This window comes from Phenylobacterium sp., assembly GCF_025351295.1.
GTDB lineage: Bacteria > Pseudomonadota > Alphaproteobacteria > Caulobacterales > Caulobacteraceae > Phenylobacterium.
Window position 1 is genome coordinate 45,129 of the sequence record NZ_JANXWD010000097.1, and the last position, 20,587, is coordinate 65,715.

The following is a 20,587-nucleotide window of genomic DNA, read 5'->3' on the forward strand; positions in this document are numbered from 1 at the left end:
GCCCCTTAGTTGGTCAGCAGTCCCTCGTCGCCCGAGACCTTCAGGTCCGCGTGCGTCGAGTAGATGGACATGATCGTTTCGACCATCGTTTCGTAGTCCGGGTAGCGGGCTTCCTCGTAGCAGCCGAGCGGGTTCTTCGGCGCGTTGACCAGGCACTTGTTGCAGTAGGTGCAGGGCCGGTCCGGCCGGTCCTTGCCGCTGGCCCAGATCTTCGGAAGGTCGTTGTTGGCGATAAGCGAGCGGGCGATGGCGACCCCGTCGCAGACGCCGTCGTGGATGGCGCTGGCGACGACCGACGCCGTCTGGAAGCCGCCGGTGACGATCACCGGGATCTTCACCGCGGCCTTGATCACCCTGGCCTCGTCGAGGCTGATGCCCTCGATCGGGTGGCCCGCCTTCATTCGGAACCAGACCCAGTGGAAGATCGGCCGCAGCACCGGATAGCGGAACATCAGATAGTTCCGCATCCCGTAGTCGCCCGACGAGATCATGGTGTCGTAGGTGTAGGCCAGCACCTCCAGCGGGAAGTCGCCCGGCGGATTCAGCGGGTGCGGGAAGCTTGAGCCGCTGGAGACGTGGATGCCGTCGACGCCGGCGGACTCGCACCACTTGGCGATCTGCACGCAGTCGGCGAGCGTATTGCCCTTCTTCTCCCAGGGGATGACGTTGTTGCGGTCGATGGCGCCCAGCTTGACCTGCAGGTGGAACTCGCGGCCGACCTTGGCGCGGATGGCCTCGATCACCTCCAGCAGGAAGCGGGCGCGGTTCTCCAGCGAGCCGCCGTATTCGTCGGTGCGGTCGTTGATGCCCGACGAGAGGAACTGGCTGAACAGGTAGCCATTGGCCGAGTGCAGCTCGACGCCGTCCAGGCCCGCCTCCCGCGCCCGCCAGGCGGCGTCGGCGAAGGCGTTCACGGTGTAGTCGATCTGCGCCTTGCTCATCGCCTGGCAGGGGACGCCGTTGATCGGCTCCTTGTGGCTGGTCGAGCTCAGCGCCTTGCGCTTGCGGTTGTGGATGCCGGGCACGTCCAGCTGCCGGCCGGAATGGCTCAGCTGCATGATGAACTTCGAGCCGTGGGCGTGGACGGACTCGCCCAGCTTCTGCCAGAGCGGGATGTAGGCGTCACGGTGGACGGTGCCGTAGCCGGCGATGATCCGGCCCTCGATCAGCACCGGCACATAGGACGAGATGATCGCCCCCACGCCGCCGGCCGCGAACTTGGACTCCCAGTTGATCCGGGTCTGAGTCAGCGAGCCGTCCTCGTTGTCGAAGCGGCCGGAGATGCTGGACCGGAAGATGCGGTTCTTGACCTCCAGGTTGCGGAACTTCAGCGGCGTGAAGATGACGTCCGAACTCATCAGGCCTGCTCCGCTGTCGCTTGAAGCCATACGGCCGACATCAGCGCAGGGATCCACCGATGGGCCGGGCACTGGGCCCAGGCGCCTTCCATGAACACCATGTCGTAGCCGGGATTGTCTGCGTTGGCGGCCTGCAGCTGCAGGATCACCAGGGTGTCGGGCGAGAGCTGGCCGGCCGGGAGGGTCATCGCCATGGTCGGCTGGCGCAGCACCTGGCGCGGCGCGAACAGGGCGTTGCCGACCGCCTTCTCAGCCGACACCGAGGGGTGGCCGCGGGTCTCGGCGTAGATCTTGCGCATCCGGGCGAAGGCTTCCGACAGGTTGTGGATCGCCACGCCGGTGCCGTGCAGGCCACTGGGGTCGCCGCCGACCTTGACCGCCAGGGCCGCGCGGGCGTTTTCCACCCGCCCGGTCAGCGCCCAGATCAGCGCCTTGAACGGATTGAAATTGCTGGGCGCCGCGCCCAGCACCTCGGCGTCGGCCCAGCTGTCGGCGCTGGCCTGGTAGGCGGGGCTGAACAGACGCCCGACCGCCTGCTGCGACAGCCGCCCGGCGTCACCCTCGGGCCCCTTGCCCCGGACGTAGTCGACCAGCGGCTGGAAGTCCGCGCCCTTGATCCCGCCCTCGGCGATGGCGTTCAGCCGCGCGGCGAGCGCCGCCTGCTCCGGCGCCGGCCGCACCGGCCCATGCTCGGCCACCGGCGGCAACCGCCGGCCACCCAGTTGCAGCACCCTGCCCAACCGGCCCAGCAGGATGCGGTTGATCAGCGCCCCGCGCGGCACGTACTGGCGGTCCAGCCGCGGATCGGTCGCCAGCGTACGGATGGTCGCCGCGTCCTTGACGATCAGGGCGTCGATCAGGCCGGGGACGGCGATCCGGGGCATCAGGCCTGGCCTCGCGCCCAGGGGAAGAACATGTTCCGTACGTCGCCGTAGCGCGGCTCCAGAGCGGGGCAGTGGCGCTCGAACACGCTGCGCAGGTCGTTGTCGGCTACCCACGCGAAGCCGCCGGGCGTGTAGACCTCGGGCGTGAAATCGCGCGTGTAGAAGCGGTCGCTCTTCAGCCGCCGCGAGGCCATCAGGATGAAGATGCGAAACACCGTGTCGGAGAAGCCGAAGCCCACCGGGGTGCCGCCGTTGCTCTCGCTGAGGGTGCCCACCAGCAGGTCGACATCCTCGACGCTCGGGTAGAGCTCTTTGATGTCCTTGCGCCACTGCGGATTGGTCGTCAGCTCCTCGAAGCTGCGCGGCGCCTTCATGCCCATCAGCCGGCGGAACTCGCAGTAGCGCGGCACGCCGCGCTCGCGATCGCGCAGGATGTCGACTGCCGCCAGGTCGGTGAAGATGTTCTTGGCCGGGTCCTCGGCCAGCTTGCGCAGGGTGTTGGGGAAGTTGTGCAGCACCAGGGCCCCGGGGTGCATGGTGCCCATGGAGTAGACGATGTCGTCGAAGCTCATGTCGCGATAGAGCTGCGCCACGTGGCCGTGGCTGACCTCCGCCATCGTCGTCTTGCGAATTTCGCGGTCGTCCTTGGCGGCGCGGAACGAAAAGTCGTCCGGGATCAGCGAGTGCATCCGGTAGCTGGCGACGAACTCCTCGGTCATCGCATAGGGCGCGGCGTGCTGGTCGGTCTCCGACCCCGGTATGCCGCTGAAGGTCTCGCTGCCGTCGAAGCGGCCGAAGCCGCGGGTGAAGTGCTCGCCCGCCAAGCCCCACCAGTTGGTGCGCATGATGGTGCGGCCGAGCGCCGAGTTCATCAGCGCCGGGGTCCATTCGGTGGTGTGGATCTTGGCCAGCAGGGCGGCGTTCACCAGCCGCGCCTTCTGGAACAGCCACTCGCCGCTCTTGTCGGGGTGGTCGACCTTGAGCCGGTCGACGATCGCGTTGTGTTCGCGGGCGAACAGCGTCTGGAACATCGACAGGCAGATCCACCAGTTGCCCGTCACCCCGGCCAGCTCCTGGTCGGGGAACTTGAATCCGGAGGCGTCGCCCTTGTCGGCGATCTCGCTGATGATCGGCAGGTTGCCGCTGGCCGACAGGCCCAGCTTGCCGTCGGTCCGCATCTCGGTCTCGCCGGGGTTGGTGCGGATCAGCCGCTGGCGCTCCAGCGAGGAGCCGTAGATCTGCGAGCCGTCCCACCAGTGGGTCTCGGCGTTGGCGTAGGCGGCCGGACGCCCGTCATCGGCGGCATCGACCTTATCCGGCTCGCTGCGCAGGATGGTCATCGGGTTCTGCGGCCAGTCGTCGCCGGGCGGCAGCGGCACCAGGTGCGGATTGTCCTTGGGGCTGGTCCCGTGGCTGACCCAGTCGTGGACCATGAACTGCAGCCAGCCGGCCGCCATCAGGTTGAGGTGCGGCACCGGCACGAAATCCTGCCGGGCCAGCAGCTTGTTGCTGACCTCCCGCGGGTTCGGCGTCAGCAGGGCCTTGGCGTCGGCGCCGAAGGTGCGCTCGATCGGCATGTTGCGGCCGAACCGCGCCCCGGCCATGCCCATCCAGGGCTTTTCCAGGTCGTTGTAGCTGCCGTCGGCCGTGCGTTCCTTGGTGACGTCCTGCCCGGGCAGGCCCGGCGGGATCGGCGGATCGCGCCGCTGGGTGTCGAACAGGTTGCCCCAGCGCATGTTGTGGCGAAGGCCGTCCAGCGTCGCCAAGGCGATCAGGAAGGGCCATTTATGCCACGGGGCGAACGCGCCAGTGACCGTTGCAAACCGGCCTAGGAGTCGATCAAGAGCACTACTCTGCGGCATATCGCCCCCCTGCACGGGGACCATAAGGCCGGCCTTGCGCCTATGACAACTGAGAATTGTGAACGCCGCGGCGCACTCGCGAATCCCGCGCGATTGCAGCCGTCTCGCCTCTCGGACGAGTGGCCGGACCCCATCGTCAGCCGCCCGCCGACCCCACGTCCGGGCAACGCGGCGCCCTCGCTTGCAGCGACCCGCCGAGCCATAGCATGCCTTGCACGCCAAGGCTGGTGCCCCAGGCCGGACTCGAACCAGCACGCCTCTCGGCAATAGATTTTGAGTCTACCGCGTCTACCATTTCGCCACTGGGGCGGCGGAGGCGGAACATAGGCGCCGATTGATCCGCGTCAACGCGAGCCTTGCGCGAACCGGGCACAAGACGTAACTGATAATCGTTCGCAATAGCGCGGACGCCGGAACCGCCCGATGCATGACATGCTGGCTGAGCCGATTGGCGCGACGGCGCTGGACGCCACGTCGGTCGCGACGGCCGACTGTGTGCGGCTGAGCACGGTGGGGCCCGGCGACCGGGGCGAGATCGTCGACGTGCGGGCCGAGAGCCATCCGGACGGCCACGGCGTCGACGTGCACGAACTGCAGCGCCGGCTGCTGGAATTCGGCTTCGTCGAGGGCGCCCGGTTCGAGGTGCTGCACGAGGGCGCGATCTGGCGCGACCCGATCGCCATCCGGCTGGACGACATGCGCGTGGCGCTGCGGCGGCGCGACGCCGAGGACGTCTGGGTGCGACTGGACCGCACATGAGTGAAGTTGCGCTGAGGCCGGCGCGGGTGGCGCTGGTCGGCAATCCCAACACCGGCAAGACCGCCCTGTTCAACGCGCTGACCGGCAGCCGGCAGAAGGTGGCCAACTACGCCGGCGTCACGGTCGAGCGGAAGGAAGGCCATATCGTCACGGCGGCCGGCCGGGCGCTGTCGATCCTGGACCTGCCGGGCACCTATTCCCTGCGCGCCCGCAGCCCCGACGAGGTGGTGACCCGCGACGCGGTGCTGGGCAAGCTGGCCGGCGAACAAGCGCCCGACGTGGTGGTGGCCGTGGCCGACGCCACCAACCTGCGCCTGGTGCTGCGGCTGATCCTGGAGCTGAAGGCCGTGGGCCGGCCGATGGTGCTGGCGCTCAACATGTACGACATCGCCCAGCGCCAGGGGCTGCGGATCGACCTCGAGGGCCTCGAGCGCGACCTCGGCTGTCCGATCGTCACCACCGTGGCCACCCGCAAGCGCGGCATCGAGCAACTGACCGCCCAGGTCGACGCCCTGATCGCGTCGGGGGCGCTGTCGACCGAGAACGTCTGGCACGAGCCGTCGGCCGGCGAGATCCGCGGCGCGCACCGCGAGGCGCAGCGGATCCTGAAGGCCTATGTGCGCCCGCCCGAGCGGCCCGATACCCTGACCGGCAAGGTCGACGCGGTGCTGCTGCATCCGGTGGCCGGGCTGGCGATCCTGTTCAGCCTGCTGTTCCTGATGTTCCAGGCGGTGTTCACCTGGGCGACCCCCGCGATGGACGGGATCAGCGCCGCCTTCGCCTGGCTGGGGGTCTTCGTGGGCCAGGCGCTGCCGGACGGCCTGCTGAAGAGCTTCATCGCCGACGGGGTGATCGCCGGGGTCGGCAGCGTGCTGGTGTTCCTGCCGCAGATCCTGGTGCTGTTCTTCTTCATCATCCTGCTGGAGGACTTCGGCTACATGGCCCGGGCCGCGTTCCTGATGGACCGGATCATGGGCGGCGCCGGCCTGCATGGGCGGGCCTTCATCCCGCTGCTCTCCAGCTTCGCCTGCGCGATCCCGGGGATCATGTCGACGCGGGTGATCGACAACAAGCGCGACCGGCTGACCACCATCATGGTGGCGCCCTTGATGACCTGTTCGGCGCGGATTCCGGTCTACACCCTGATCATCGGGGCGTTCATCCCGAACACCCACGTGTGGGGCCTGAGCCTGCAGGGGCTGGTGATGTTCGGGCTGTATGCGGCGGGGATCGCCTCGGCGCTGGGCGTTTCGTTTGTCACCCGCCGGCTGTTCTGGCGCGGCGCCGTCGAGCCGTTCCTGATGGAACTGCCGACCTACAAGCTGCCGTCGGCCGAGAGCGTGCTGCGCAACCTGCTGACCCGCGGCCAGATCTTCGTCAGCCGGGCCGGCCGGATCATCTTCCCGATCATGATCGTGGTCTGGTTCCTGTCGACCTTCCCGGGTCCGCCGGCCGGCGCCACCGAGCCGGCCATCAACTTCAGCCTGGCCGGCCGGCTGGGCCACCTGCTGGAGCCGCTGCTGGCGCCCATCGGCTTCAACTGGCAGATGACCGTCGCCCTTATCCCCGGCTTCGCGGCGCGCGAGGTGGCGGTGGCGGCCCTGGGCACCGTCTATTCGATCGGCGACGCGGACAACCACGTGGGCGCGCTGGCCACCCAGCTCTCGAACCACTGGAGCCTGGCCACCGGCCTGTCGTTCCTGGCCTGGTACATCTTCGCCCCGCAGTGCGCCTCGACGCTGGGCGTCGTGAAGCGGGAGACCAACTCCTGGCGCTGGCCGATCATCATGTTCCTGTACATGACCACCCTGGCCTACCTGTCCTCGCTACTGGTCTATCACGTGGCCGTGGCGATGGGCGGCGGGTAGTTTCACCGGCAGGTTGCATTAATCGCACATTTGCCGTGCGCCTTAACCGCCCGATAAACCCATGCGGGCAAAGCTGTGCCCGTCATGCAGAACCAGCACGAAATCGCCTGCGACGTTCCCACCGGAAAAAAGCCCATCCGGGTCAAGACCACCCTGTGCCGGCACGTCCGCAAGGCCCTCCTTTCGCTCGGCGGCGAAGCGCACCGGACGATCGTGATCGAGCAAGTGGCCAAGACCCTTGGCCACAATGTCCACCACATCCCAGAGGAGCTGCAGCTCCAGGTCATCGTCTCGTTCGAGAAGACCTGGGCCGACGAGCGCAAGCGGGCCGCCTACGGCTTCCACCTGCCGTTCGGCGAGGGCTCGCACCGCTGGGGCGTCAGGCCGGACGCGATCCTCGCCGCCTGAAGCGTGACGGCGTTTCAGCCGTCGGGCGCGTCCCCGGCCAGCTGACCGGCGGCGGACTGCAGGCGCGCGAGCAGGCGTTTCAGCAGCTTTACCTCATCCGGGGCGAGGCCGGCGATCAGCGCCGCCTCGTAGGCCAGGGCCAGGGGCGCGATCTCGGCATGCAGGCCGCGACCCTCGGGCGTCAGGGCCAGCACGTGGGAGCGGCCATCGGCGGTGTTCTGCGCGCGGTCGACCAGCCGGCGCTTGACCAGGACCTGGGCGGCGCGGCTGACCGTCACCTTGTCCATCACCGTGCGGGCGACGATCTGGACCTGGGTCAGGCCACCGTCCTCGGCCAGCACGCAGATCAGCCGCCACTGCGGGATCGAGAGCCCGAACCGGTCCTCATAGGCCCGCGCGATCAGGCCGGAGACGGCGTTGGAGGCAACGGACAGGCGATAGGGCAGGTAGCGGTCGAGCTGCAGTCCGCTGTCGGCCGGGTCTCCGCGATCTCCCGAGTCCGGGCTCATCGGCCGGCGACGTCCTGTTCGATGGCGCCGAAGATGGAGTGGCGGCGGGCGTCCATCATCTGGATCCGCACCCGGTCGCCGGCCTTGAGGAACGGCGTCCTGGCCGCACCACCCAGCAGGGTCTCCACCGTGCGCACCTCGGCCAGGCAGGAATAGCCGACCCCGCCGTCGGCGATCGGCTTGCCGGGTCCGCCGTCGGGGCCGCGGTTGGAGACGGTGCCCGAGCCTACGATCGTGCCGGCGCCGAGCGCCCGGGTCTTGGCGGCGTGGGCGATCAGGGTCCCGAAGTCGAAGGTCATGTCGACCCCGGCGTCGGCCTCGCCCAGCGGCTGGCCATTGAGCTCCACCTCCAGCCTGCCGTGCAGCTTGCCGTCCTTGAAGTTCGGCAGGGCGTCCGGCGTGACGGCGACCGGCGAGAAGGCGGAGGCGGGCTTGGACTGGAAGAAGCCGAAGCTCTTGGCCAGCTCGCCCGGGATCAGGTTGCGCAGCGAGACGTCGTTGCACAGCATCACCAGCCGGATGGCGGCCAGGGCCTGCTCGCGGCTGGCGCCCAGCGGCACATCGCCTGTGACCACCGCGATCTCGCCCTCCAGGTCGCAGCCCCAGGCCGGATCGGCCAGCGGGATCGGGTCGCGCGGCCCCAGGAACCCGTCCGAGCCGCCCTGGTACATCAGCGGATCGGTCCAGAAGCTGTCCGGCATGTCGGCGGCGCGCGCCTGGCGCACCAGCGCCACGTGGTTGACATAGGCCGAGCCGTCCGCCCACTGGTAGGCGCGCGGCAGCGGGCTGGCGGCGTCATGCTCGTGGAAGCGGGCCTGCGGCACCGAGCCGTGCTCCAGGCTCTCGGCCAGGCCGCGCAGCTCGGGCTCGCAGCGCTCCCAGTCGTCCAGCGCCGCCTGCAGGGTCAGCGCGATGCGATCGGCCGGCGAGTACCAGGCGAGGTCGTTGGACACCACCACCAGGCGCCCATCCCGGCCCCCCTTCAACGACGCCAGCTTCATACGATACTCCCATCCCCGGGTTCGCGCGGCATGAGCCGAGTATGGCGCACCCCGTCTTCATAGGCCCGGGCCTCATAGACGGTCACCTCGACCCGGATGTCACCACCCGTCTCGCCTTCCCAGAGGTAGGCGCGCTCGAAACAGACCTCGCGGCCTTCCGGCGTGAAGCCCTCGAAGGTGTCGCCCCACGGCGTCAGCTTGGCTAGCGCCGCCCAGCCGAGGTCCATGGCCCGGTCGATCTCCTCGTCCGCCGCGGCGGTGAGGTCCTCCTGCTGGCTCATCCGCCCTTCCAGCTGTCGACGTAGGCCGGGTTCTCCACCGAGGCGGCGGCGTCGCCGACGTCCAGCGGGTCGCGGGTGTCGATCATGACGGCGTATTCGTCGGTGGCGGCCTTGGGCTGCACCAACATGTTCTTCAACGCCTTGGGATGAGGGCCGTGGGTGAAGCCGCTGGGATGGAACGTCATCATCCCGGCCTCGATGTGGTCGCGGCTGAAGAAGTCGCCGGCGTGGTAGAACAGCACCTCGTCGTAGTCGTCGTTGTTGTGGAAGAACGGCACCTTCAGCGCGCCCGGATCGGTCTCGAAGGGCCGGGGCGCGAAGGTGCAGACCACGAACCGGTCGCTGACGAAGGTCGAGTGGACGCTGGGCGGCAGGTGATAGCGGTGGCTCGACACCGGCCGGATGTCGGCGACGTTCAGGCGCACCGGCGCCAGGTCGCCGTGCCAGCCGACGGCGTCCAGCGGATTGTAGCCGAAGGTAACGGTAGAGACCTGGCCGCGCTTCTTGACCTCGACGCGATAGTCGCCCGCCAGGTCCTGGTGCGCCCGAAAGGCGGCATCCATGGCGGGAGTCTCCAGCATGGCCGGGTCGAACTGGGCGTGGCCGCCCATCAGGCCGCGGTCGGGCAGCTTATAGTGGGTGTTGATCGCCTCGATCATCAGGATCGCGGTGGGGCTGGCGGGGCTTAGCCGCCACATGGTGCCGCGCGGCAGATAGAGGTAGTCGCCGGGGCGATAGGCCATCCGGCCGTAGTCGCAGAACAGCTCACCATCCCCCTGGTGGACGAACAGCAGCTGGTCGCCGTCGGCGTTGCGGGCCAGGGCCGGCATGGCCTGCGCCAGCTTCCAGAACCGCACCTCCACGGCCTTGTTCAGCAGCACCACGCCCGCCGACCACGGCGACGGCTCGGCGGCGTTCAGCCGGTTCAGGTCGAAGGCGCGCGGGCGCAAGGGGCCCTCGAAGCTGGTCCAGCCGGTGGGCGGCCGGCGATGGTGCAGGAAGGCGGCGGGGCCGAAGAAGCCTTCCTTCGACACCTCGCGCTCATAGGTGCCTTCCGGGAGGTCGGCATGGGCCTGGCGCGAATGCGTGCCCTCAGCGCCGCGGATCGGGATCCAGTCGCCCTTCGTCATCTCAGGTCTCGTCCTTGTAGACGCCCACGACCAGCGACTGGCCGTCGGCGATGCGGGCGCGGTACATGCCCGAGGTGTTGAAGCTCCAGGCCATCTGGCCGTCCGGGGCCACGGCGATGACGCCGCCGTCCCCGCCCAACGCGGCCAGGTCGCCCTGGATCACCTGGTCGGCGGCCGCCTGCAGCGACAGGCCCTTGTGCTGCACCAGGGCGCAGATCTCGTGGGCGACGCCGAGGCGGATGAAGTATTCGCCCGCGCCGGTGCAGGAGACCGCGCAGGCCTTGTCCGAGGCATAGGTCCCGGCGCCGATGATCGGGCTGTCGCCCACCCGGCCCCAGCGCTTGGCCGAGGCGCCGCCGGTCGAGGTGCCGGCCGCCACATGGCCATGGACGCCCAGGGCCACGACGCCGACCGTGCCGTGCTTGCCCTCCTCGTGCACCAGGGCCGCGCGGGCCGAGGGGTCTTCGGGCGCGCCCAGCGGCCGCGGCGGGATCGGCAGGCCCAGCTTCGAGAGCCCCCGCTCCAGCGCCCGCCAGCGGCGCTCGGTGAAGAAATAGGCCGGGTCCACCTGCTCCAGACCCTGGCTGCGGGCGAAGGCGTCGGCGCCCTCCCCGCCCAGCATCACATGGGCCGAGCCCTCGATCACCGCGCGCGCCGCCGAGATCGGATGCCGCGTGGTGGTGACGCCCGCCACCGCGCCGGCGGCCAGGGTCGCGCCTTCCATAATCGAGGCGTCCAGCTCGTTGCGGCCCTCGGCGGTGAAGGCGGCGCCGCGCCCGGCATTGAACAGCGGGTCGTCCTCCAGCAGCCGGATCGCGGCCTCGACGGCGTCCATCGCCGCGCCGCCGGATCGCAGCACGGCCGCGCCCGCCTGGGCCGCCGCCGCCATGGCCTGGCGATAGGCGGCGTCCTGCTCGGGCCGCAGATCGCCGCGCGCGATGGCGCCCGCGCCGCCGTGCGCGACGAGGGCCCAGGTTGGGCGGACGGTGAGCGCCTCAGCGGCCATCAGCCACCGCTCCCAAGATCGTCATGGCCAGGCCTGTCCCGGCCACCCATGATCGCAGGCGGCGCAGGCTTTTCAACGGCGCCGCCGCGTCCCGGCTGACCAACGCGGAGATCCTGGGTGGCCGGGACAAGCCCGGCCATGACGAGCCGGACGGTGTGGACAAGCGAGCTAGTCCTTCGCCGGCAGCACGCCGCGGCGGATCTGGTCCAGTTCGATGGACTCGAACAGGGCCTTGAAGTTGCCCTCGCCGAAGCCCTCGTTGCCCTTGCGCTGGATCAGCTCGAAGAAGATCGGGCCGATCATGTTCTCGGTGAAGATCTGCAGCAGCAGGCCCTGGCCCTCGCTGGGCGCCCCGTCGATCAGGATCCTGTCGGCCTGCAGCCGCTGGACGTCCTCGCCGTGGCCGGGGAGGCGCGTCTCGATGCCGTCGAAATAGGCGTCGATGGTGTCCTGGAACTTCACCCCGCGGTCGCGCATGGTCTCGACCGATTCGTAGATGTCGCCGACGCCCAGGGCCACGTGCTGGATGCCCTCGCCCTTGTAGTCCTTGAGGAACTCCTCGATCTGCGAGTGCTCGTCACGGCTCTCGTTCAGCGGGATGCGGATCTTGCCGCAGGGGCTGGTCATGGCCTTGGAGACCAGGGCCGTCTGCTTGCCCTCGATGTCGAAGTAGCGGACCTCGCGAAAGTTGAAGATCCGCTCGTAGAAGTCCGCCCAGGTGGCCATCTGGCCGCGGTGGACGTTGTGGGTCAGGTGGTCGAGGTAGGTCAGGCCGACCTCATTCTTCGCCCGCTGCTCCTCTGTGCCCGGGATCGGGACGAAGTCGACATCGTAGATCTCCTGCGCCCCATAGCGGTCGACCAGGTAGAGGTTCGAGCCGCCGATCCCCTCGATGGCCGGGATGTTCAGCTCCATCGGCCCGACCGGCCCCACGACCGCCTTGGCCCCGCGCTCGACGGCCAGCGTCAGGGCCCTGGCGGCGTCGCGGACGCGGAAGGCCATGGCGTTGGCCGAGGGGCCGTGGATGTCGCGGAAGGCGGCGGCCTGGCCGGACGGCTCCATGTTGAGGATGAAGTTGATGTCGCCCTGGCGGAACCGAAGCACGTGCTTGGAGCGGTGCCTCGAGACGGCGGTGAAGCCCATCTTTTCGAACAGGTCCTTCAGCCGCTCCGGCTCGGGCGAGGTGAACTCCACGAACTCGAAGCCGTCGGTGCCCAACGGATTGTCGAACAGGTCGCGGCTGGCAGGTGCGATCTCAGAGTCCATGGCAGAGTCTCCGTCGGAAGCAATTTAGTATCACTTGAAACTAGTTTGCGGTAGCGCGATTTGGATCGGAGTGCGATGCGAGCGGCTGGCCGCGTTGGCCATAACGTCGCTCGACGAACACACGTTGCCAAGCTTGCAATCGCGACTAGAGTGGCGATGTCTTCGCAACCTTGGGGGAGGCGGGACGATCGCGGCCTCGTGCCCTGGGCGCCCCGGCCGATGCACGGAGGCGACCATGAATTTCAAAGCGATCGCAGGCTGGGCCGCGGCGTTGCTGCTCCTGGGCGCGGGGCACGCGAACGCGGTGGTGAAACCCGATCCGGCGCCGCCGATGAACGCGCCGGACGCCTTCGCCTGGAAGCTGTTCCTGGTGGCGAACGCGCCGGCGGGCGGGACCAGGTCGACCTTCGAGACCTGGGCCAGCGACACCGACACCTTCCGGCCGAACCCGGTCTTCCCGACCACGGCGACGCCGCTCTCGCTGCACCCGCCGGCCCTGCAGCAGTCGATCCTCTCCGGGTTGCAGGCCGCCGGCCAGCCGTTGCCACAGGTGCCGCCGGGCGCCGGGGCGCTGGAAGAGACGCGGCGCAACAAGGCCACGTTCGACTTCATCGTGAAGAACAAGCTGTTCTCGATCTCCGGCCTCAAGGCCGGCTTCGGCAAGGACTTTTCCTTCCCGCTGGACGCGGTCGAGGTGAAGGCCAACTGGATCGCGCTCACCGACGTGCCGGTCTTCAGCGGCAACCGGGTCAGCGTCGCCGACGCGCCGAAATTCTTCCACGTCAACACCGGGACCGACGGCAAGAAGTACGCCCTGGTCTCCATGCACGTGATCTCCAAGGCCACGCCCAACTGGACCTGGGCGACCTTCGAGAGCGAGTTCAACCCCGGCCGCTGCGCCATCCTGGGCTGCCGCGACAGCTTCGGGGCGACCACGGCCTATGTGCCGCCGAACGCCAACGGCTCGAAGGCCTACGGACCCTGCGCCAAGACGCCGGCGCTGGCGGCGCTGATCGTCAAGGCCAAGCTGGAGGCGGCCTACACGCACTACTGCCTGAAGGGCTCGCAGGTCGACTTCACCGACAACACCGGCCTCAATGTGCGACTGGGCAACTCGGTGACCGAGGACGGCTTCGTCGACTCCTCGTCCTGCATGACCTGCCATTCGCGCTCCGCCTGGGCCCCCAACGGGACCGCCACCTCGCAGGCCGGCTTCCTGAGCTTCAGCCCGCTCCGGGCGCCCGTGGGTCCGATCGATCCGCACTGGTACTGGACCAGCCTGCCGACCCCGCCGAACCGGCCGACGCCGCCCGCCGCCGGGGCGACCCGCACCGGGACCTCCGCGGACTTCGTCTGGTCGATCGCCTTCTGCGCCTATGACGACACCGACCCCGCGCATCCCAAGCCCTCGCCTTGCACCGGCAAGTAGGCGCCGCGCGCGCCGCAAGACCCGCCCCGTCGTGAGCGAGGCGCCGGACGACCTGGGCTGGTGGCCGGCCCGGGTGGCCGCCCACTACGGCCTGCCGGCGGACCGCGACGCCACGGGCCAGTGCGTCGGCGTGATCGCCGCGGGCGGCGGCTTCGACCCGGCCGACCTGGAGGCGGCCGCCGCGGCGGGCGGCGGGTCCGCGCCGCGCGTCCTGGTCCGCCGCGGCGTCAACAGCCCCGGGCAGGATCCCCGCGCCGACGAGGAGCTCGCCCTCGACCTGCAGGTGCTGGCCGCCGCGGCCCCGGGGGCCGTCCTGGCGGTCTATTTCGCCGCCCAGGCGATCGCCGACATCGGCCCGGCGATCGCCGCCGCCGTGGCCGATGCGGTGGCGCGGCCCCGTGTGCTGGTGGTCTGCTGGGGCAGTTCGGAGGACACCTGGCCGGACGCGGCCATCGCGGCGACCGAGGCGGCGCTGGCGCAGGCCGCGCGGCAGGACATCTCGGTGGTCGTGGCCTCCGGCGACTTCCTGGCCTCGGCCGGGTTCGCCGGACAGGCCCACGTGTTCTATCCCGCCGCCAGCCCGCAGGTGCTGGCCTGCGGCGGCACCGACCTGGTGTTCGACGCCGCCGGCCAGCTCACCGGCGAGCAGGTCTGGAACGAGCCGATGCAGCGGCGCGGCACAGGCGGCGGGATCAGCGGCAAGTTCCCGCCGCCGGACTATCAGCGGGGGCTCGCCCTGCCTGCTTCCGCGGTGGCCGGCGCCGGCCCCGGACGCGGCGTGCCCGACGTCGCCGCCCTGGCCGGGCCGTCGCCCGGCTGGCGCATCCGGGTCGGCGGCCAGGACCGGGTCAGCGGCGGCACCAGCGCCGCCGCGCCGCTGTGGGCCGCCATCCTGGCGCTGGCCAACGCCCGGCGCGCCCGGCCGATCGGCGCGCCGCACCGGCTGCTGTACGCCCGGCCGGACCTGCTGCGCGGCATCGTCCAGGGCGACAATCGCGTGCTGGAGGTCGGCTATGACGCCAACGCCGGCTGGAACGCCTGCACCGGGCTGGGCGTCCCCATCGGCGCGGCCCTGCTGGCGGCGCTGATCGCCGCCGACTGACGCGGACGGCGACGAGGGAACGAGACAAGCCGCCCAACCCTTGCTAGCTGGACAGACACGCCTCCCGCCTGGATCGACATGCTGCGTAAAACCTACGACTGGGTCATGGGCCTGGCCGCCTCGCCCCGCGCCCCCCTGGCCCTCGGCGCCCTGGCGTTCTGCGAGGGGGTGTTCTTCCCGATCCCGCCCGACGTGCTGTTGATGCCGATCGTGCTGGGCGACCGGGCGCGGGCGCTGCGCTATGCGGCGATCTGCACGGTCTGTTCGATCCTGGGCGGCTGTGTCGGCTACTCGATCGGCTTCTTCCTGCAGCCGGTGGGGGTGTGGCTGCTGTCGCTGACCGGCGGCAGCTTCGAATCGTTCCAGGCTTGGTACGGCCGGTGGGGCGCGCTGCTGATCGCCATCCCGATCCCCTACAAGATCACCGCCATCGCCTCGGGCCTGGCCAAGCTGGACTTCCGGCTGTTCATCGGGATGTCGATCCTGGTGCGCGGCCTGCGCTTCTCGCTGGAGGCGGTGCTGCTGAAAATCTACGGCGAGCCGATCCGCGCCTTCGTGGAGAAGCGGCTGGCACTGATGGCCAGCGCCGGGGCCGTGGCGCTGGTCGGCCTGGTCATGGCGCTCAAGTTCGCGCTTTGACGGTTCGCCGCCCAAAACGTCGCACCCGCCGCGCGGCCACGCTATAGAGGTGCGAATGCAGCAGATCCTGCGCCCCTTCCTCGACCGCTGGCGGCTCTGCGCGGTGCTGGTCGCCGCCGCCATGCTGGCCACCGCCCACGCCTTCGAGACCTTCGGCGGCTATGCGCCCTGCATGCTCTGCCTGCGCCAGCGCGAGGTCTATTGGGCGATCCTGGCCCTGGGGCTGGCGTTCATGATCCTGGTGCGGACGCCCGGCGGGCCGCGCTGGCGGGCGGCGACCTGCTGGGTGCTGGCCCTGGCGTTCGCGCTGAGCTGCGCGATCGCGGTCTATCACGCCGGGGCGGAGTGGAAATTCTGGCCGGGGCCGCAGTCGTGCTCCGGGACCCGCGCCGTCAGCCTGGCCGACATGCAGGCGTTCATTGGCGGGGCGAAGTTCAAGCCGCCGTCCTGCGAGGACGCCGCCTGGCGGATGCTGGGGATCTCGATGGCCGGCTACAACGCCGCGATCTCGCTGGTCCTGGCGGCCCTGAGCGGGCTGGCCGCGATCCGCGAGCACGGCAAGCGATGAGCCCGGGTCCATGAGGCGAGCACGATGAGCACCCAGAAGCCGATCCCGCCCCGGCCCGGCCGCGGCGCCCAGGCCGCCCGGATGGCCGAGATCCTGCGCGTCGATCACGCCGGCGAACTGGCCGCCGTGCAGATCTATCGCGGGCAGCAGGCGGTGCTGGGCGACGCCCCTGTCGCGCGCCAGTTCGCCGAGATGCAAGCCCAGGAGGCCGTGCACCTGGCCCGCTTCGACCATCTGCTGACCGAGCGGCGGGTGCGGCCCACGGTCATGGCGCCGGTCTGGCGGCTGGCCGGCTTCGCGCTGGGCGCGGGGACCGCCCTGATGGGCGAGAAGGCCGCCCATGCCTGCACCGAGGTGGTGGAGACGGTGATCGAGGCCCACTATGCGGAGCAGATCGCCGAGCTGGCCGAGCGCGACCCGGAGCTGGCCGCCGAACTCTCGACCTTCCGCGACGAGGAACTGGCGCACCGCGACCACGCGGTGGGCGAGGGCGCCCACGAGGCCCCCGGCTACGCCCTGCTGGCCGCGGTGATCCGCACCAGCTGCCGCGCGGCGATCCGGATCAGCGAGAAGATCTAGCCGCCTTCCACCGGGCGCCGGAAGGCGTCCACCGGAAACTCGGGCCGTCGGGTTGATGCGACTCAAAAAACATCGGCTATGGAGTGGCCATGTCCCAAAAGTTCTGATTTTGTTCTGGCAGGGAGTCGCACCATGGCAGACGGCGGAAGATACCTGGCCCGGAACTGGTCTTACGGCGAGGCGCGGCTGGGCTGGGCGACGGCGGCGCGGTCCAGCCTCTGGGCGCGCTGCGCCTGCGGACGCGAGGCGGCGGTGGATCCCCGGCCCTGGATCGCCCAGGGCCTTGGCCGCCAGGTGCTGCACGACCTGGAGACGCGGCTGCGCTGCGTCTGCGGCGCGCGGCGCGCCAGCCTGGAGATCCGCGGGCTGGCCGAGGCTCCGGGCGCCGGGGCCGGCGGCATCCACGTGTTTCGTTAGAGGCTTCGCTGCCTTGGTCGGATCGATCTCGGCACGGGGAAGGGTCGATCCCTGAGCAAGGCCGCAATCTGCCGCCAAGGCAGATGCCCGTGTTCCCGGGCCGAGCGGAATGGGGCGCTCTCCGCCTATTCCTCTACGGGTGTCACCCCGGTTTCGCCGCAGCGAAGACCGGAACCCACGACCGGTCGCGGCGACAGGACGGCCGCGAACTGCCGAGCTTGAGGGTGGGTCCCGGTCTTTGGCTGCGCCAAAACCGGGATGACACCGTTGGGAGGGTCAGAGGGTGGCGTTTGGCAGCCCTCGATCCTGCTTCGCCGGGCGATCATGTGATCTCGGCCCCGGGTCGGCGCATCGGCCGGGCGATCGGAGCACCACCCTTCGTCCGTCAGCCTTCGCCTTGTCCAGCGGATTGATGGGTAACGGTCCAGCGCGGATGGCTGTGTGAATCCTGTAGCCCCGGCAAGCAGGCGAGCGTGGTCTCCAGCTCCCTCACAGCCGCTAGAAGCGCACCTTCACCAGGCGCTGGCGCGAGCGGCGGAGCATGACGCCGGTGAAGCCGAAGCCGCCGATCAGCAGGGTCCAGGTCGCCGGTTCCGGCACCGCGCCGAAGGCGAAGCTCTGGTGGGCGGCGTTGGCGCCGTATTTGCCGGTCTCGCTGATGAAGGTCAGGCCGGAGTGGACCGCGCCGTAGCCCGAGAGGCCGGCCAGGTAGTTGGCGCCGGAGAAGGCGGCGATATAGCTGTCGAGCGCGCCATTGCCGCTGACCACCGAATAGGTCGGGTTGATCACCTGCCAGATGGCGCCTTGCAGGCCGGCCAGCCGGTCGACGGTGTCGGCGGTATGCGGGGCGCTGGCGTAGAGCAGGGCCCCGTAGTTCACCAGCCGGCCGACCTGGACCACCTGGGCCTTGCTGAGCGGCGAGCCGCCCACGAACGGATTGCCGGTCTGGTAGTTGGAGTTAGTGGTCAGGTCGTGGACATCGTCGTACTTCAGGTCGAGGCCGCCCAGGGTGATGTTGTGGAAGATGTCCACGCAGAAGGCGAGCAGGTCGGACGGCCCGCTGAGCGCGCCGGTCGCCGGCGTGGCGCCCGTGCCCTGATAGGTCTTGAACGTGATGGGGCCGATATAGACGTATTCGCTGGCGCCGCCGGGACCGTTGATGTGCGCGGTCCGCGAGGTGTCCATGCTGTCCGACTGCAGGAAGTACTGCGTCGCATGGCCCGGGCTGGCGAGCGCGAGACCGCAGGCGAAGGCCGCCGCGGGCAGGAAGGCGGCGCGAGCGCCAAAGACTGCATTGAAATGGGACACTGAACGGCTCCTGACTGGACTTGCGTCTGTCAGAGAGCAGTTCTCGTGCCAGGTCTCAGGAGGCTCTCAGCCCCGCGGCCGGGTCAGGCCCGGACGCGGACCGTCCGGCGGCGGTCGCGGCGGAGCATGGCGCCGGCGAACCCGAAGCCGCCGATCATCAGCACCCAGGTCGAGGGCTCGGGCACCGCGAAGGTGAAGCCCTGGTGCGCGCTGAGCGTCCCGTACTTGCCGGTCTCGGAGATGAACGAGATGCCCGAGCCGACCGAGCCGTGGCCGGTCAGGAAGCTGTTGTAGGAGGCACTGGTGTAGTCGGCGATCAGGCTGTCGACCGGGGCGTCGAACGCGACGACGGTGTAGGTCGGGTTGATCACCTGCCAGATCGCGCCCTGCAGGCCCGCCAGCTTCGCGCTCTTGTTGACGTCGGCGCTGTCGTAGACGAGTTCGCCGTAGTTCACGAGGCGCGCGACCTGCATGGTCTGCGCGGCCGAGATCGGCGACGCCGGCACCTGCGAATTGGAATTCAGCGGCAGGAGGTCGTTGTACTTCAGGTTCAACGGGCCAAGCGTGATGTTGTGGAAGATGTCCACGCAGAAGGCGAGCAGGTTGAAGGTCGGCGTCCCGGCCGCGGTCCCCAGGTTGGTCGTGAACACCAGCGGACCCAGAAAGACGTATTCGTCGCTGTACACCGGGACCGGATAGCCGGGGCCGTAGATGTGCGCCGTATGGCTGGTGTCCATGGTCGCCGACTGCAGGAAGTAGTCGGTGGCGTGGCTGGCCGAGGCCGCCGCGAGGCTGAGCGCCAGCGCCGCGGCGGGAATGGCGGCCTTCAGTGCGCCGAGCATCGGACTGCGGCGCACAACGGCCTCGTCGGAATGAAACACGTTGGAACTCCCCCAAAACCGCCCGGCCGACCCCGCGAACCCCAGACCGACACCCCGTCGCCTGCGATCGCCGCCACCTCTGGCTCAAGCGATATTATTAACGCCTGTTAGGAACTGGCCGCAATGACGCTCGCCTGAACGGGGAATACCGCCCGCCTCTGAGCCCAACGCTCATCCGGAAGGCGAATAGCGGCTCCCCTGGGTGGGGTTTCAGGGGAGCCGCGTTCCGTGCGCCGTGGGGGAGACGGCGGCCGGGGCGCAGTCGGCGACGGGGGGAGGGAATGTCGCCGCGCTGCAGCCCTGCATATATGGAGAGCCGATGCGTCCCTGGTAGGGCGCCGCGATGACCAATGCGTATCAACCGGCCTTAGTTGCGCCGCGCCGACGGCCACAGTTCAGGCGGTTCGCAACAGGACCGCCGCAATCGAGGCCCGTACTCTGGCCAAGGAGACCCGCCATGGCCCGCCCGCTCGTCCTCGTCCCGATCCTCGCCGGCCTCCTCGCCTGCGCCGCGCCGGCGTTCGCGGCGGATGAGCCGCCGACCGTCACGGCCCCGCCTTCGCGCACGGTGGCCGACCAGATCGACGCCTTCCTGCGCGACTCGCCGGTGGCGAAGCTGCCGACCGAGTCCGAGCCGGTCGGCGTCACCTCCTCGAGCGCCCCGCGCCAGGTGCACGGCGAGATCTCGGTGTCGGCGGGCAGCCATGGATATCGCGACGTCTATGCGCGCACCGACCTGCCGGTGGGCAAGACCGGCACGCTCAGCATCGCTGTCGAGCAGGGGCGCGGCGGCTACGGCTATGGCGGGTACGGTTATGGGGGCTATGGGCGGTTCGGCGCGCGCGGCGGCGACATCCAGAACCTGGGCGTCAGCCTGGCGCTGGGCGGGTCGGCGGCGCGCCCATGCCGCGAGGCGCGCGACGTCGACCTGGACCGGCCGGATCGTTGCCGGCCGAGCGACGGCGACCGGCGCGCCTTCGACGGCCGACCGGCGGATATTGCCGAGCCGCACTGACCACAGCTGTGGCCTGACGGGGCCATGGTGTCGCCGTGACCGGGCTATCGACGCCAGCTCAGCTCGTCCGGGCGGGCGTTGGCCTTCGATGGCGACAGGATTCACACAGATCCTCCCAACGGTGTCATCCCGGTTTTGGCGCAGCCAAAGACCGGGGCCCACGATCAGGCTCGGCGTTTCGCTGTCGTCCTGCCGCCGAGACCGGTCGTGGGTCCCGGTCTTCGCCTGCGGCGAAACCGGGATGACACCCGTGGGGAGAAAGGGCGGGGGCCGGCCGCCTTTGCTCCAATATTTCAACATCGCCTTGATCGCGGTCA

At 69.7% G+C, this 20,587-nt stretch carries 21 protein-coding genes and 1 tRNA gene; 10 read left to right on the plus strand and 12 right to left on the minus strand.

All coding sequences use genetic code 11. From position 1 onward, the window contains the following. Positions 1 to 5: 5 nt before the first annotated feature. The 4 genes from Q0R13_RS13535 to Q0R13_RS13550 form a co-directional block, all read right to left on the minus strand. Complete coding sequence (locus tag Q0R13_RS13535; protein WP_293904757.1) at positions 6 to 1,358, minus strand: NADH:flavin oxidoreductase; 1,353 nt, start codon at positions 1,356 to 1,358, stop codon at positions 6 to 8. Further along, positions 1,358 to 2,242 carry a hypothetical protein gene (locus Q0R13_RS13540; protein ID WP_293904759.1) on the minus strand — a complete coding sequence of 295 codons (885 nt, stop codon included), beginning with the start codon at positions 2,240 to 2,242 and terminating at the stop codon, positions 1,358 to 1,360. Before Q0R13_RS13540 ends, Q0R13_RS13535 begins: the two co-directional genes overlap by 1 nt. Next, the gene (locus Q0R13_RS13545) at positions 2,242 to 4,008 is read right to left on the minus strand and encodes a peroxidase family protein (protein WP_293904761.1); all 1,767 of its coding nucleotides are present in this window, start codon (positions 4,006 to 4,008) and stop codon (positions 2,242 to 2,244) included. The genes Q0R13_RS13540 and Q0R13_RS13545 overlap by 1 nt, the downstream gene beginning before the upstream one ends. A 321-nt stretch (positions 4,009 to 4,329) precedes the next feature. Further along, positions 4,330 to 4,413 (minus strand) — tRNA-Leu (locus Q0R13_RS13550). Between the two features lie 123 nt (positions 4,414 to 4,536). Between Q0R13_RS13550 and Q0R13_RS13555 the strand changes: the two genes are divergently transcribed. The 3 genes from Q0R13_RS13555 (at position 4,537) to Q0R13_RS13565 (ending at position 7,139) form a co-directional block, all read left to right on the plus strand. After that, positions 4,537 to 4,863 carry a FeoA family protein gene (locus Q0R13_RS13555; protein WP_293904838.1) on the plus strand — a complete coding sequence of 109 codons (327 nt, stop codon included), beginning with the start codon at positions 4,537 to 4,539 and terminating at the stop codon, positions 4,861 to 4,863. Then, positions 4,860 to 6,731 carry a ferrous iron transporter B gene (locus tag Q0R13_RS13560; RefSeq protein WP_293904763.1) on the plus strand — a complete coding sequence of 624 codons (1,872 nt, stop codon included), beginning with the start codon at positions 4,860 to 4,862 and terminating at the stop codon, positions 6,729 to 6,731. The genes Q0R13_RS13555 and Q0R13_RS13560 overlap by 4 nt, the downstream gene beginning before the upstream one ends. Positions 6,732 to 6,815: 84 nt before the next feature. Next, positions 6,816 to 7,139 carry a hypothetical protein gene (locus Q0R13_RS13565; RefSeq protein WP_293904765.1) on the plus strand — a complete coding sequence of 108 codons (324 nt, stop codon included), beginning with the start codon at positions 6,816 to 6,818 and terminating at the stop codon, positions 7,137 to 7,139. 14 nt (positions 7,140 to 7,153) lie between these two features. Here Q0R13_RS13565 and Q0R13_RS13570 read toward each other — a convergent pair whose 3' ends face one another. From Q0R13_RS13570 to hppD, 6 genes are all read right to left on the minus strand, one after another. Further along, positions 7,154 to 7,648, minus strand: coding sequence for a MarR family winged helix-turn-helix transcriptional regulator (locus tag Q0R13_RS13570; RefSeq protein WP_293904767.1), 495 nt, complete (start codon positions 7,646 to 7,648; stop codon positions 7,154 to 7,156). Continuing rightward, entirely contained in the window at positions 7,645 to 8,649 is a 1,005-nt protein-coding gene (locus Q0R13_RS13575; RefSeq protein ID WP_293904769.1) for a fumarylacetoacetate hydrolase family protein, read from the minus strand. Before Q0R13_RS13575 ends, Q0R13_RS13570 begins: the two co-directional genes overlap by 4 nt. Beyond that, the gene (locus Q0R13_RS13580) at positions 8,646 to 8,930 is read right to left on the minus strand and encodes a hypothetical protein (protein WP_293904771.1); all 285 of its coding nucleotides are present in this window, start codon (positions 8,928 to 8,930) and stop codon (positions 8,646 to 8,648) included. The genes Q0R13_RS13575 and Q0R13_RS13580 overlap by 4 nt, the downstream gene beginning before the upstream one ends. Next, a complete protein-coding gene (locus tag Q0R13_RS13585) occupies positions 8,927 to 10,060 on the minus strand; it encodes a homogentisate 1,2-dioxygenase (RefSeq protein WP_293904773.1) in 1,134 nt (377 codons plus the stop codon). Before Q0R13_RS13585 ends, Q0R13_RS13580 begins: the two co-directional genes overlap by 4 nt. 1 nt (position 10,061) lies before the next feature. Next, positions 10,062 to 11,066: an isoaspartyl peptidase/L-asparaginase family protein gene (locus Q0R13_RS13590; RefSeq protein ID WP_293904775.1), complete on the minus strand. Its 1,005-nt coding sequence runs from the start codon at positions 11,064 to 11,066 to the stop codon at positions 10,062 to 10,064. Positions 11,067 to 11,234: 168 nt separating this feature from the next. After that, positions 11,235 to 12,332 carry a 4-hydroxyphenylpyruvate dioxygenase gene (hppD, locus tag Q0R13_RS13595; RefSeq protein WP_293904777.1) on the minus strand — a complete coding sequence of 366 codons (1,098 nt, stop codon included), beginning with the start codon at positions 12,330 to 12,332 and terminating at the stop codon, positions 11,235 to 11,237. 235 nt (positions 12,333 to 12,567) lie between these two features. Between hppD and Q0R13_RS13600 the strand changes: the two genes are divergently transcribed. The 6 genes from Q0R13_RS13600 (at position 12,568) to Q0R13_RS13625 (ending at position 17,066) form a co-directional block, all read left to right on the plus strand. Further along, a complete protein-coding gene (locus Q0R13_RS13600; RefSeq protein WP_293904779.1) occupies positions 12,568 to 13,761 on the plus strand; it encodes a hypothetical protein in 1,194 nt (397 codons plus the stop codon). A gap of 31 nt (positions 13,762 to 13,792) precedes the next feature. Then, complete coding sequence (locus tag Q0R13_RS13605; protein ID WP_293904781.1) at positions 13,793 to 14,863, plus strand: S53 family peptidase; 1,071 nt, start codon at positions 13,793 to 13,795, stop codon at positions 14,861 to 14,863. A 78-nt stretch (positions 14,864 to 14,941) separates the two neighbouring features. Then, positions 14,942 to 15,502, plus strand: coding sequence for a DedA family protein (locus tag Q0R13_RS13610; RefSeq protein ID WP_293904783.1), 561 nt, complete (start codon positions 14,942 to 14,944; stop codon positions 15,500 to 15,502). 55 nt (positions 15,503 to 15,557) lie between these two features. Beyond that, a complete protein-coding gene (locus tag Q0R13_RS13615) occupies positions 15,558 to 16,070 on the plus strand; it encodes a disulfide bond formation protein B (protein ID WP_293904785.1) in 513 nt (170 codons plus the stop codon). Between the two features lie 24 nt (positions 16,071 to 16,094). Further along, complete coding sequence (locus Q0R13_RS13620; RefSeq protein WP_293904787.1) at positions 16,095 to 16,649, plus strand: demethoxyubiquinone hydroxylase family protein; 555 nt, start codon at positions 16,095 to 16,097, stop codon at positions 16,647 to 16,649. A 132-nt stretch (positions 16,650 to 16,781) separates the two neighbouring features. Further along, positions 16,782 to 17,066, plus strand: coding sequence for a hypothetical protein (locus Q0R13_RS13625; protein ID WP_293904789.1), 285 nt, complete (start codon positions 16,782 to 16,784; stop codon positions 17,064 to 17,066). 498 nt (positions 17,067 to 17,564) lie between these two features. Here Q0R13_RS13625 and Q0R13_RS13630 read toward each other — a convergent pair whose 3' ends face one another. Both Q0R13_RS13630 and Q0R13_RS13635 read right to left on the minus strand, forming a co-directional pair. Continuing rightward, positions 17,565 to 18,374 carry a PEPxxWA-CTERM sorting domain-containing protein gene (locus tag Q0R13_RS13630; RefSeq protein ID WP_293904791.1) on the minus strand — a complete coding sequence of 270 codons (810 nt, stop codon included), beginning with the start codon at positions 18,372 to 18,374 and terminating at the stop codon, positions 17,565 to 17,567. An 83-nt stretch (positions 18,375 to 18,457) separates the two neighbouring features. Further along, positions 18,458 to 19,255 carry a PEPxxWA-CTERM sorting domain-containing protein gene (locus Q0R13_RS13635; protein WP_293904793.1) on the minus strand — a complete coding sequence of 266 codons (798 nt, stop codon included), beginning with the start codon at positions 19,253 to 19,255 and terminating at the stop codon, positions 18,458 to 18,460. A gap of 457 nt (positions 19,256 to 19,712) precedes the next feature. On the opposite strand from Q0R13_RS13635, the gene Q0R13_RS13640 reads away from it, so the two are divergent. Further along, positions 19,713 to 20,270 (plus strand): hypothetical protein, encoded by a 558-nt coding sequence (locus Q0R13_RS13640; RefSeq protein WP_293904795.1) that lies wholly within the window; start codon positions 19,713 to 19,715, stop codon positions 20,268 to 20,270. The last annotated feature ends 317 nt before the right edge of the window (positions 20,271 to 20,587 follow it).